Annotated in this window: 13 protein-coding genes; 3 read left to right on the forward strand and 10 right to left on the reverse strand. The window is 42.3% G+C overall.

Annotation, left to right across the window (positions count from 1 at the left end; genetic code table 11):
• The first annotated feature begins 266 nt into the window (after window positions 1–266).
• Window positions 267–884, forward strand: a complete 618-nt coding sequence (locus ENH88_RS17695) for a LysE family translocator (protein WP_304184244.1) — start codon at window positions 267–269, stop codon at window positions 882–884.
• A gap of 92 nt (window positions 885–976) precedes the next feature.
• On the opposite strand, the gene ENH88_RS17700 is transcribed toward ENH88_RS17695, so the two are convergent.
• The 9 genes from ENH88_RS17700 to ENH88_RS17740 form a co-directional block, all read right to left on the reverse strand.
• Complete coding sequence (locus ENH88_RS17700; RefSeq protein ID WP_304184245.1) at window positions 977–2,878, reverse strand: MFS transporter; 1,902 nt, start codon at window positions 2,876–2,878, stop codon at window positions 977–979.
• A 171-nt stretch (window positions 2,879–3,049) separates the two neighbouring features.
• On the reverse strand, window positions 3,050–3,658 hold the full coding sequence (gene recR, locus ENH88_RS17705) for a recombination mediator RecR (RefSeq protein WP_304184247.1): 609 nt from the start codon (window positions 3,656–3,658) through the stop codon (window positions 3,050–3,052).
• 8 nt (window positions 3,659–3,666) lie between these two features.
• Entirely contained in the window at window positions 3,667–3,993 is a 327-nt protein-coding gene (locus ENH88_RS17710; RefSeq protein ID WP_304184249.1) for a YbaB/EbfC family nucleoid-associated protein, read from the reverse strand.
• A 55-nt stretch (window positions 3,994–4,048) separates the two neighbouring features.
• The gene (gene dnaX, locus ENH88_RS17715) at window positions 4,049–6,403 is read right to left on the reverse strand and encodes a DNA polymerase III subunit gamma/tau (RefSeq protein WP_304184250.1); all 2,355 of its coding nucleotides are present in this window, start codon (window positions 6,401–6,403) and stop codon (window positions 4,049–4,051) included.
• Between the two features lie 3 nt (window positions 6,404–6,406).
• Complete coding sequence (gene apt, locus ENH88_RS17720; protein ID WP_304184253.1) at window positions 6,407–6,952, reverse strand: adenine phosphoribosyltransferase; 546 nt, start codon at window positions 6,950–6,952, stop codon at window positions 6,407–6,409.
• Between the two features lie 127 nt (window positions 6,953–7,079).
• Window positions 7,080–7,202 (reverse strand): hypothetical protein, encoded by a 123-nt coding sequence (locus tag ENH88_RS17725; protein ID WP_016707776.1) that lies wholly within the window; start codon window positions 7,200–7,202, stop codon window positions 7,080–7,082.
• A 74-nt stretch (window positions 7,203–7,276) separates the two neighbouring features.
• Entirely contained in the window at window positions 7,277–8,026 is a 750-nt protein-coding gene (locus tag ENH88_RS17730; RefSeq protein WP_304184256.1) for a DNA-binding domain-containing protein, read from the reverse strand.
• A gap of 1 nt (window position 8,027) precedes the next feature.
• Window positions 8,028–8,852 (reverse strand): DUF692 domain-containing protein, encoded by an 825-nt coding sequence (locus tag ENH88_RS17735; protein WP_414704858.1) that lies wholly within the window; start codon window positions 8,850–8,852, stop codon window positions 8,028–8,030.
• 102 nt (window positions 8,853–8,954) lie between these two features.
• Window positions 8,955–9,443 carry a hypothetical protein gene (locus ENH88_RS17740; RefSeq protein WP_304184259.1) on the reverse strand — a complete coding sequence of 163 codons (489 nt, stop codon included), beginning with the start codon at window positions 9,441–9,443 and terminating at the stop codon, window positions 8,955–8,957.
• 217 nt (window positions 9,444–9,660) lie between these two features.
• Between ENH88_RS17740 and ENH88_RS17745 the strand changes: the two genes are divergently transcribed.
• Together ENH88_RS17745 and ENH88_RS17750 are read left to right on the forward strand one after the other, a co-directional pair.
• Complete coding sequence (locus ENH88_RS17745; RefSeq protein ID WP_304184260.1) at window positions 9,661–10,617, forward strand: tRNA-dihydrouridine synthase; 957 nt, start codon at window positions 9,661–9,663, stop codon at window positions 10,615–10,617.
• Between the two features lie 70 nt (window positions 10,618–10,687).
• Window positions 10,688–11,032 carry a TraR/DksA family transcriptional regulator gene (locus ENH88_RS17750; RefSeq protein WP_304184262.1) on the forward strand — a complete coding sequence of 115 codons (345 nt, stop codon included), beginning with the start codon at window positions 10,688–10,690 and terminating at the stop codon, window positions 11,030–11,032.
• A gap of 16 nt (window positions 11,033–11,048) precedes the next feature.
• Here the strand turns inward: ENH88_RS17750 and ENH88_RS17755 are convergent.
• The coding region (locus ENH88_RS17755; RefSeq protein WP_304184265.1) for a hypothetical protein at window positions 11,049–11,965 on the reverse strand (917 nt) is incomplete at its 5' end.

The raw sequence follows: 11,965 nt of genomic DNA on the forward strand, positions 1-11,965 counted from the left end.
TGGTTTTAAACTGATTTGATCCTAATTCAAAGCACTCAACAAAGCAAAAATATATTTGTTAAAACCCACTTACAAATAAGTGTTGGTGATCAAGGTAGAAAAGTTCACTGCTGCATCCCTGTAGGGATCGCAATTAGCTTACGGATAAGTACTTTATCGCGGCTGCTAACAATCTCATGATTGCGCTTAACCATCCCAAATTAGTTTCTAACCCTTTCAAAAACCATTACTATTACGCTCTATAAATATAAATAACGGATATTGACATGCTCGACCTAGCTGTACTGGGAGTATTTATACCGACCTTCTTTTTTGTCTCAATTACACCGGGTATGTGTATGACTTTAGCCATGACGCTCGGGATGAGTATTGGTGTACGCAGAACCATGTGGATGATGATCGGTGAGTTACTCGGCGTTGCTATTGTGGCTGTTGCAGCCGTCGCAGGTGTAGCCAGTATTATGCTTAATTATCCAATGGTTTTTAATGCCTTAAAATGGCTCGGCGCAGGCTATTTAATCTACGTTGGGGTGATGATGTGGCGGGCAAAAGCAACCATCAAATTAGATGCTGAAAATCAGCTAAAAGTCTCTCGCCAAGCATTATTCTCACAAGGGTTTATCACCGCGATTGCCAATCCTAAAGGCTGGGCGTTTATGATTTCCCTGCTCCCGCCATTTATTAATATTGACTCTGCCATAGCCCCACAATTGAGCATGTTAGTCGCCATTATTATGCTCAGTGAGTTCACTTGTATGATGCTCTATGCCACTGGCGGCAAAAGTTTACGATTATTTTTAAATCAAGGTGATAACATAAAATGGATGAACCGCATTGCCGGCAGTTTAATGATCGCGGTTGGTGTGTGGCTAGCTGTTAGTTAGTAGCCAACTAAGCACAAGACTAACGCGCAATATTCACCACTGAATGTTGCGCGCTAAATTTATATCTTTGCTATATCAGCGTTTAATCGCTATTAAACGGCACCTTTATCGTACTGCTCTTGTAAGGCAACCACTCGCTCACGTAATTCATCTGCAGTTACTGCATTGGCAGCAATAGGCTCGTCAACAGTCACAGCCACCAGCGACCATTTCAGTCGTGGTAGTCGCCATTTTGCTTTACGACTAAACATGCTGCCCCATAACCCGCCTAAATGCACCGGAATAACAGGCACCGGTGAACGTTGTATAATACGTTCAATACCACGGCGGAAAATAGCAATCGAGCCATCGCCGGTTAATTTACCTTCAGGGAAGATCCCCACTAACTCACCGTTAGCTAATGCTTTTGCAACCTCATCAAATGCTTGTTGGAACGCCTGCGGATCAGATTTTTCACTGTCAATGGGAATCGCTTTGGCCATTTTAAATAGCCAATGCAGTGCGGGAGAATAATAAATAGGGGCAAACACCATAAACCGGATAGGCCTTGGTGACGCCGCTAAAATAAACATCCAATCAACAAAGCTAACGTGATTGCTGACCAGCACAGCAGCGCCTTCACTGGGAATATTATGCTCCCCTTTAGTACGCACTCGATACATGCAAATGGTCAACAAGTAGATAACAAAGCGTAAGAAGAACTCTGGCACTTTGGTATAAATATACACTGAGATCAGTAAATTTAATCCTGCCAGTAACAAGAATAACTGTGGGATCGACCATGCAAATATAGATAGCATGACAATACTTAACACCGCACTGGCGACCATAAACAACGCATTTAACACATTATTAGCGGCGATGATCCGTGAGCGGCTTGATTCGACGGTGCGTTGTTGGATCAAAGCGTACAACGGCACAGTATAAAAACCAGACGCAATACCAATGCCGGCCATCCAGATAAAATGCCAATACATGTCACCGGTATGCAGTATTTGCTCAAGTGTAAATAATGCTTCGCTTGGTTGCTGGTAAAAGCTCATTGCAGGCTCTTGGCTCAGAAAATACAAAAATAATGTGATCAACAGCGCGCCAAACGGTACAATACCTAATTCTATCCGTGAGCGAGACAACTTTTCACACAACAGCGACCCTATCGCAATACTTAATGAAAACACCACCAAAGCGCTGGTGACGACCAGCTCATCGCCAACCATGACATATTTCACATAGTTTGGTAGCGCCGTTAAAATAATAGCGCCAATAAACCAAAACCAGCTGATGCCAAGTACGGACTTTCCGACTGATTCAGTCTGGGCATTGAGTGCTTTAAACAAACCTGTAGTCGATGAAAAAAGATTAAAGGTAAACACTAAATTAGCATCATTCGCCGCACTGTTCGGTATTGAGCGACTACTCAGATAGCCAATAACCGCCAAGCAAACAATTACTACACTAATAATCGTTGGCCCCAAGGTTTGAGTAATGTAATACGTACCAAACGTGGTGCCTAACAAAATGGCCACGAATGTCGCTGACTCAACAAGGCCATTAGCTTTGGTTAATTCATTGGCTGCAACATGCTGCGGTAAAATTGAATATTTTAACGGGCCAAAAAAGGTACTTTGTAACCCTGTTAAAAATACCGTTGTTAACATCAGCCAAACAGAGTGCGTTGAAATGGCCGCAGCGCCCACTAGCATAATCGGAATTTCGGCAAGTTTTACGGTACGGATTAATTTTGACTTTTCCTTTTTTTCAGCAATTTGTCCCGCCATTCCTGAAAATAAAAAGAACGGTAGAATAAATAAGCCTGCCGCTAAGTTAGCATAAAAAGCGCCATCGGCAACATTTGCAGTTTGAAAAATCAATAACAGTAGCACCGCTTGTTTATAAATATTATCGTTTAACGCAGAGAAAAACTGAGTGACAAAAAGCGGTAGAAAGCGTTTGCTCTTTAACAAAGCACGCTGAGGTTTTTTATTATCTTGCATTGTGATCCTTACAAATTAGCCTGACTGACGAAAAAAGTGACTCCAGCCACTAAGAAATAGATTACCCAGTTAATGGAAAAATTACGATCAAACTTTTACCACCAAGCTATAAAAACAAAAACCTGCATAACGGGCGTTAATGCAGGTTTTAACTTAATGCACGTCTAATCGTTAATTTTGACTAACCACGCGTCGGCCACTAAATGCATGCATTAACGTCATACCGTCGAGCAAGTCAAGTTCGCCACCGACTGGAATACCATGGGCTATCCGCGATGCAGCAACCTTATAACGGTGACAAAGCTGGGCAATATAATGCGCTGTAGTTTCCCCTTCAACTGTCGGGTTGGTCGCTAATATAACCTCGTTTATCCCACCTTGCTGCAACTTACTTTCAAGAATATCAAGGCCAATTTCATTTGGACCAATGCCATCGATAGGTGACAAATGCCCCATCAAGACAAAGTACAAACCTTTATACTGGCCAGTTTGTTCAATCGCCAGTACATCGGTAGGTGATTCAACCACACACAAAATACCACTGTCTTGGCGTTTTGGGCTTAAACATATTTCACATTGTGGCTGCTCTGCAAATGTACGGCAAGATTGGCAATGGCCAATTGCGGTCATCGCTTTGATAAGTGCATTACCAAGCTGAGCGCCACCTTTACGGTCGCGTTCCAATAAATGAAACGCGATGCGCTGTGCTGACTTTGGACCTATACCGGGCTGACAGCGCAGTGCCTCTATCAACTGGTTTAAACTCTCTGAAAGTTGCATGTTTTATCTTAAAACGGCATTTTCATACCTGGTGGTAGTTGCATACCACCAGTTACTTTACCCATACGCTCTTGTGTTTCTTCTGCTACACGACGTACTGCATCATTACAGGCAGCGGCAAGTAAGTCTTCAATAAGGTCTTTGTCGTCTTCCATTAAACTTTCGTCAAGTTCAACGCGGCGAACATTGTGGTTACCAAGCATAGTTACTTTAACTAAACCAGCACCGGCTTCGCCAACCACTTCTAAGTTAGCAATTTCGTCTTGGGCTTTTTGCATGCGCTCTTGCATTTGCTGCGCTTGCTTCATCATGTTACCCATTCCACCTTTAAACATAACTTTCTCTCTTTCTATTTCTAATTGCCATGAAGATAAGGGCTATTGCAGTGAATTACAATGCCTGAATACTGTTTTCGTCGATAATTGCTGAAAATAGCTGCTGTAATTGCACTATATTTTCATCGCCGTTGATCACATCAATTGCTTGCTGGTGACGCCCTGCATCTATTTTTTGCTGAATTAAATATGGCGAATCAATCACCCCTGCTGCAAAATTAATCGTCAGCTCAACATTGTGTTCATAAATAGCAGCAAGAGCTGCGCTGAGTTTTTGTCGTAACATCGGGGTATCTAGATGTTTTTGCGATTCATCCACTTCTAAATGCAACTGTTGTTGCTGTTTAGAATAAATTGAATGCAAAGCAAATTGCCGCATCCGCCCGCCAAGCCCCATCCGCTTAATTAAATAGGCCCATTCATCTTGTTGATGCGCAAAACGAATATCGCTGATCGGGCTTTGAAAATCATCCGGTACTTGAATATTTATTTCAGGCTCAGGCTCTGCCTGCACTTTTTGTGGATTAATTTGCTCCAGTAATTCTGGGGCTAAATTTTCTACAATGGTCTGATGCTTCTCTTTAAAGTCAGGCTTTACCAGCTTAGTTGGCACGCTATTGTGCGTGTAGCTACTAACCTCTGACTGGCTAGCTGTCCCCGTTATCTGGGGCTGTGACTTTTTTACTGGTGTACTGCTCTCAACCTCAGCTGTTGTGCTTACTTGCGGCTGTGTTGATACTTTACCACCAGAAAGTGTGCCTGCACCGGAAATATTTCTATCCCGTAAAATACGGGCTATTGCAGACTGCGCTTGTGCTTCTTTTTGGCTAATATCCGTGGTCGCTGAATACTCTGGCAATGAATTGCTCTGTGATACAGCACTGTTTTGCGTAACGTCATGATGGCGTTCATGCACATATTGCTCAGCTTGATGAGCGTTGTCTGCATGAAAACCTTGCTCTACTGCGTTACTCATCACAGCGTCATACTGTGATGCTAATTGCTGCTCAAGTTCTGCATCTGAATCATGCGCTGGCTCATCATGCATATTGCTCGATTGTGGCGCAATTGCAGCCATCTGAGCAGACTCACTGTTAACTGGATCGACTTGTTCTTGCGCCATTGCCTGGGGGCTGTCAGTATTTCCTACTGTTTCTTCTTCAGTGCTCGTTGCTGGTGTAGTCGCTGGCAATGTGGCTTGGTTATCAATACGCGCTGATGCCACTGGCTTATTTTTATTAAGAATATCTCTGAGTGAGCCTGCACGAGCGCGTTTTTCATCAGCCGATGGTGCAGTCGAGGCTGCGCTGGCAAGGCTTTGGTTATCAATAGGTTGAAATGCCAATAAACGCAGCATGATCATTTCAAAACCTAAGCGAGGCTCAGGCGCCCATTGTAAATCTTTTTTACCATTGAGCAGCAATTGATAATAAATCTGCATTTGCTGTGAGTCGCAGCTGTGCGCCACTTCGCTGATAAATTCGCGGTTGTAATCATCCAACTTGGCAGCATCAGGTACCAATTGGGTTAATTGCGCTAAATGTGTCAGGCCGATAAGATCGTCTAACAAGGCAATATAATTTGGATTTTGAGTCGCAACCTGCTCAATTTGCGCCATCAATGCAGGGCCGTCTTGTGCTAATAATGCAACCAACAAGTGCTGGCTATAATGGTTATCCATCAACCCTAGCATTGCTTGCACTGCTTGATGTTTAATATCGCCGTTAGTTTGTGCAATCGCTTGATCGGTTAAGCTCAATGCATCACGCATACTGCCATCAGCCGCTTTGGCGATAATTTGCAAGGCGTGGGTTTCAAAACTTAATTTTTCTTCGCCTAGTACATACTCAAGTTGCTGGAGTATTTCCGCTTGCGATAACGCATTAAGATTAAACTGCAAACAGCGCGATAAAATCGTCACCGGAAGTTTTTGCGGATCCGTCGTGGCGAGTAAAAACTTAACGTGTTCAGGTGGCTCTTCTAGGGTTTTTAATAATGCATTAAAACTGTGCTTTGAGAGCATGTGCACTTCATCAATAAGGTACACTTTATAGCGCCCACGAGTGGGTGCGTATTGTACGTTATCGAGGATTTCGCGGGTGTCTTCAACTTTCGTCCGTGATGCCGCATCAATTTCAAGTAAGTCAATATAGCGACCGGTTTCAATATCTACACAACTACTACACTTGCCACAAGGTTGCGCCGATATACCTTCATCACAATTTAAGCTTTTTGCGAAAATTCGCGCGATGGTGGTTTTACCCACCCCGCGAGTCCCAGTGAACAAATAAGCGTGATGCAATCTATTTTGTGTTAAAGCATTAATAAGTGCTTGTTTCACATGAGATTGACCGACCAATTCATGAAAGGTCTGTGGACGCCACTTTCTCGCTAGGACTTGATAACTCATTAATTATTCGCCTTCGAATTCAACCAATTTTAGGATTTTAATCCCCATCTTCGCAATGCGTTGTTCGCCACCAAGTTCAGGTAGTGATACGACAAATGCTGCATCTGTCGCATGACCACCTAATTTATTCACTAACTTAGCAGTCGCTTCAATCGTACCACCCGTCGCTAATAAGTCATCCACTAATAGCACTTTATCGCCTGGGACAATCGCATCGGTGTGCAATTCTAAAACATCCTCACCATATTCTAGCTGGTAATCTTGAGAGATCACTGCACGTGGTAACTTACCTGGTTTACGCACAGGAATAAACGGAATACCAAGCGCATATGAAAGTGGTGCACCAAAAATAAAACCACGGGATTCAGTACCAATGATTTTAGTAAAGCCTTGATCTTTATAGGCGCTTATAAATGCATTGATCGTTGCTTGAAATGCCGCAGGATCAGCCATTAACGTTGTTACATCACGGAACATAATGCCCGCTTTTGGGTAATTTGCAATGGTCGTAATGCTATCTTTGATGATAGATGGAGTTACTTGAGTCATAATTTAAATTATTTTATCTGTAATATTACAAAGCAGAGAAGTATAACATTACAAAAATCAGTTGTCGGCAGGAAGTTTAGAAAAAGATAAGGCTGCAAAGGCAGCCTCTAAATTTGCATGGTGCAAATTAAGATACAGTGGTGATCCAGCCTAGGATTGCATTTAAACAGCCAATTCCTACAAACACGGCTAAAAACGCAAGAAAATACATTGCATTAAATGGGTCTTTAAAATCTTTATCTTCAGACATGAAGTACTACCTTTTATTAAGCGCGACAAATTAAGGCGCACATAATAGACGATGTGAAATAATCAATAAAGGTTTTAAGGGGGATTTTTTGTCACGATGACACCAAGTGAGGCCATCGCATTTAACGTTGCAGTCGCACCTTGAAATAATTGCTCTGTCGTAAATTGTGGGGCTTGTTGAGCAACTTGCGCCACCAAAGCAGGTAAACGAATACCTGGGGTGACATCTATAATCGATAATAACAGCGCCGTCATTGCATTGGTGGCAAGAAACTGTACTTCGTCATCTGCATCACGGTATACCACAAAATAATGAGCTTGCGCACTGGGCTGCTGCGGCTGAAAATCCACACTGATATGCTGCACAGCAAACTGATAACTCAAATTTCTGGCACTACTACTTAAATAAAGTGCCTGCTCAGTTAACTCACCAGTAATAGCACATTCCAGTGGATCAGTTTGCGCTATTGATACATCAAGCTCAACCCATTCATAATGGGCAAGCTCCAACATAAATACTGGATCGCTTGGTTGCAAAATATAGTCATTACTTAAATATGTAATAAACTCACCCGCGATATCCAAAAAATAAGGTGAGTGGCAATCGTGCTCTGCAAAAAACCGCCGCACTAACCTTATCCAGTCATCATCGCTGTAAAGTGTTTTCAGTACCGGAAAACCAGAGGAAATAAAACCATTGATATTATTAAAAAATAAATCACGGTAAATAGCCATACGGCGGTCTTCGATGCCATCCGGTTTGGGCTGTAATTGTGGATCGCGAATATGCGCCATAAACGCAAGTTGGCTATCAATAAAATTCATATCAGGCACTTTCTTTATTCTGAGTTATAGCGTGTTTTGCTTGTAACTGATGAATGATATCCAGCTCTTTTATAAGCTCAGGAATGGCAGGAATATTAAAATCACGCTCTAATAAGGTAGGAAATACCCCGTGATGTTGATAGGCAAGATCAAGCAATTGCCACACTGGATCAATCACATCCGCACCATGCGTGTCGACGATTAAATCATCCGCTTCGTTATAATGCCCAGCGACATGACCATACGCTATGCGGTTTGATGGTAAGTTTGCTAAGAAATGTTCACTGTCGTAGCCATGATTTATTGAATTCACATAAATATTATTTACATCAAGCAGTAGTTTACAGTCAGCTTGCTGTAAAATTTCATTGGTAAAATCCAACTCACTGATTTGCTGATCTGGTGCGGCATAATAAGAAACATTTTCAATTGCTATTTGTTGCTCAAGAATATCTTGTACTTGTTTAATACGAGAAACAACATGTTTAACGGCCTGCTCAGTAAACGGGATCGGCATTAAATCATACATATGCCCGCTGCCTGAGCAATAACTGAGGTGCTCACTAAAGAGTTTAATGTTATGTGTTTCAAAAAATACTTTTAATGATTTTACAAATTCAATATCTAACGGTTCGGGAGAGCCGATGGATAATGACAAACCATGACAGAGGAAATTATTAGTATCAGTAAGTGACTTAAATTGTTTAGCGAAACGGCCACCCAGTTTTAACCAATTCTCTGGTGCAACTTCCATAAAATCAATTTGGCTTGGCATATGAGTAAGCAACTCATCGAGCATTTCTCGACGTAAACCAAGGCCTACCATGCCAAATTCATCTTGTTTGATTACTGCCATTTAAATCTCCATCAATAAAAAGGGCCTATGCAGGCCCTGATCAAGCATTGCGACTAATTTTTATCATACAAATTAGCTACGGCCACCGCATTTACCTTCGCCACATTTGCCTTCTTTTTTAGCTTTGGCATCTTTAGCAGCGCCACCACATTTACCTTCGCCGCACTTGCCTTCTTTTTTAGCTTTGGCATCTTTAGCAGCGCCACCACATTTACCTTCGCCGCACTTGCCTTCTTTTTTAGCTTTGGCGTCTTTAGCAGCGCCGCCACATTTACCTTCGCCGCATTTGCCTTCTTTTTTAGCTTTGCCGTCTTTAGCAGCGCCGCCACATTTACCTTCACCGCACTTGCCTTCTTTTTTAGCTTTGTCGTCTTTAGTTTTAGCATCGCCACCACATTTACCTTCGCCGCATTTACCTTCGCTAGCGTCAACTTGGTAACCCGTCACCAGTTGTTGAAATTCAAACGGATTTGCTTGTACATCTGCAGAAATGAAACTTGTGCTGCCTACTACTACTGCGCCTAATGTTAACGCAATCGAATTCTTTTTAATTGTATTCATTTTATGACTCTCTCTAAACAAAGGGTGTACTAAGTAATAAGTAGACCTCGCTACAAAAAATAATATTTCACTTGTCTGCAAATTTTTATATTATTTTTTGCTCTCACTGCAGAAGTCGTACAACTGAGGTTAACTATGGGAGTAAAATTGGCATTTATCAATGTTATATTTACAGGTAAACTACGGCTCCTTTTCTAAAGTCAAAAGTGCCTCGATCATGAAATTAGTTTTAGCACCTATGGAAGGGGTTGTCGATTTTAAAATGCGCCAGCTACTCACCGATATTGGTGGCTTTGATTTATGCGTCACTGAATTTGTACGTGTGATAGATGCTTGCTTACCCGACAAAGTGTTTAATCGCTACTGCCCTGAATTGCAAAACAATGGCTTAACGCGTGCTGGCACACCCGTTCGCATCCAATTACTTGGCCAAGTCGCGCACGCATTGGCAGAAAATGCGGTGAAAGTAATCGAACTCGGCTCTCACGGCGTTGACCTTAATTTTGGTTGCCCAGCTAAAACGGTCAACAAAAGTAAAGGCGGTGCTGTGCTATTAAAAGATCCTGAGCACATGTATGAAATAATCAAAGCAGTCCGTGACGCCGTACCCAGCGAACATCAAGTAAGCGCTAAAATTCGTTTAGGGTTTGATGATGACAGTAACAGCCAAGAAATTGTCGATGCCGTTGTCAGCGCCGGTGCCAATAGCATTGCTATTCATGCTCGTACAAAACGAGACGGTTATAACCCGCCCGCTTATTGGGAAAAAATCCCACCGCTTATCAAAGATAAAGATATAGCCGTGGTGGCAAATGGCGAAATTTGGCAAGTAGAAGACGCGCTACTGTGCCAGCAACGCAGTGGCTGCACAGACTTAATGCTAGGCCGTGGTGCGCTTTCTCACCCAGATCTTGCACGAAAAATAAAAGCACATGTTAATGGTAAACAATACGCAAGCCTGCAATGGGAACATATTCTGCATCATTTAATTAATTCAGCCATCCACCATGATCCCGCTAAAGATGAAAAATATTTTGCTTCTCGCACTAAGCAATGGTTGGGCTATTTAAAACGTCAATACTCTCAAGCTGATACTTTATTTGATGAGATCAGACGCTTAAAGATAAAAGAAGATGTGGCAGATGTTTTGAAAAAATACGCAATTGCACCTTAATTTGACACACATCATAGTGCCTTTCTTTAATTAATGAATACTGTAGCATTGCTCAACGAGGATAATGACAATGATCAATGCTCAACACCACCTTCAGTTACTAAATACAGAGTTGCAGCAAGTAAGGCAAGCCTTACTATTGAGGCTCTCAGACTCAAATAACCTTATTCATCATGCATTGGTTGCGACGTTACACGAACACAACCCTGAGCAGTGGTTAGAACTCACACAAAAGCAGCTTGGCACTGAATACCAAGATATCATTTTACGCTTAGAGCAGCTTGAAGCAGCGGTTTGCCAAATTGATATTGGCCAATACGGCTATTGCTGTGACTGTGAAGAAAAAATTGACCCGCAACGGCTAAATGCCGATCCAACAGCGCAGCGCTGTGGCAACTGCGAGTCAAAATTATAAAAATCCGCAAGCTAATTTACGGTGTTGTTAAAAGTGTTGCGAACGCAAAACTTTGCGCCGGATAAAAAATGATATCAGCCACTAAGTAGTCGACTTGTTGTGGCGTCATTTTTAACCGTTTCAGTAAATTAACTTTCGCTTGTTGCACTGTCCAAGCATGGTAATGAATGCCAAGATCGGTTTCCATCATCGTAAGCCAAAATGTTCGCTCTTCATCACTGAGTCCTGCAGCTACTTGCTGAGCAGAGCTGCTAAGGTTTTGGTAGTTTTGCGCCCAATCAAAACCGTGGGGTTGATTTTTAGACTGTGCAAAACGCTGCTCAAGCACTGAGTGTTGATGATCAATCGCTAAATTAAGCGAATATACTTCCTGTTGGCTACCTTGCAATTGAGATTGCACTGCAACCAGCCAGTTGATGGGGGCTTTCGTAGTCCCTGAGAAGTAGTTTAGTTTACTTTGGTACCAAGGCCCACCATTCGATAAACCATGCAAACCAGCACTACCTCGTGGCGTATAGGACGCTAAAAAAACGTTAAAATCGGTCAACGTTTGCTTAATAATAGCTGGGAGATCATCACCAGCAAGACTTTTTGCTACTTGCGTTCGCAATGCCGTAAGCTCGATAGAATTGAGTCTCAGTTTACTTTCTTGCGCTGACACTAATTGTTGCTGTGTAAAACGGATCCAACCAGCGATGCCTGCTGAAATATCCTGTTGCTGATTATATTCAAGCATATTTTCAAGCACTGGAATATAAACCGGCCAGCTGAAGTAACGCTGCGGAAAACGTTCTGCAATAATGAGGTAATCTAATAAATGTTTATCAACAGGTGCTAATTCAAGAGATTGCATCGCTTGATAGATTGTGTGGCGCTCTTTTAAATACGCATCACTAAATGGCCACTGCGACTCAGATACACTAGCGCTTGTAC

Origin of the sequence: Pseudoalteromonas prydzensis (genome assembly GCF_011050055.1) — a bacterium.
Lineage (GTDB): Bacteria > Pseudomonadota > Gammaproteobacteria > Enterobacterales > Alteromonadaceae > Pseudoalteromonas > Pseudoalteromonas prydzensis_A.

Excerpts from the sequence above, each read along its gene's own strand:
- ENH88_RS17695 (WP_304184244.1), top strand. The coding sequence starts at position 267 with ATGCTCGACCTAGCTGTACTGGGAGTATTTATACCGACCTTCTTTTTT.
- ENH88_RS17700 (WP_304184245.1), bottom strand. The coding sequence starts at position 2,878 with ATGCAAGATAATAAAAAACCTCAGCGTGCTTTGTTAAAGAGCAAACGC.
- recR (WP_304184247.1), bottom strand. The coding sequence starts at position 3,658 with ATGCAACTTTCAGAGAGTTTAAACCAGTTGATAGAGGCACTGCGCTGT.
- ENH88_RS17710 (WP_304184249.1), bottom strand. The coding sequence starts at position 3,993 with ATGTTTAAAGGTGGAATGGGTAACATGATGAAGCAAGCGCAGCAAATG.
- dnaX (WP_304184250.1), bottom strand. The coding sequence starts at position 6,403 with ATGAGTTATCAAGTCCTAGCGAGAAAGTGGCGTCCACAGACCTTTCAT.
- apt (WP_304184253.1), bottom strand. The coding sequence starts at position 6,952 with ATGACTCAAGTAACTCCATCTATCATCAAAGATAGCATTACGACCATT.
- ENH88_RS17725 (WP_016707776.1), bottom strand. The coding sequence starts at position 7,202 with ATGTCTGAAGATAAAGATTTTAAAGACCCATTTAATGCAATGTATTTT.
- ENH88_RS17730 (WP_304184256.1), bottom strand. The coding sequence starts at position 8,026 with ATGAATTTTATTGATAGCCAACTTGCGTTTATGGCGCATATTCGCGAT.
- ENH88_RS17735 (WP_414704858.1), bottom strand. The coding sequence starts at position 8,852 with ATGGTAGGCCTTGGTTTACGTCGAGAAATGCTCGATGAGTTGCTTACT.
- ENH88_RS17740 (WP_304184259.1), bottom strand. The coding sequence starts at position 9,443 with ATGAATACAATTAAAAAGAATTCGATTGCGTTAACATTAGGCGCAGTA.
- ENH88_RS17745 (WP_304184260.1), top strand. The coding sequence starts at position 9,661 with ATGAAATTAGTTTTAGCACCTATGGAAGGGGTTGTCGATTTTAAAATG.
- ENH88_RS17750 (WP_304184262.1), top strand. The coding sequence starts at position 10,688 with ATGATCAATGCTCAACACCACCTTCAGTTACTAAATACAGAGTTGCAG.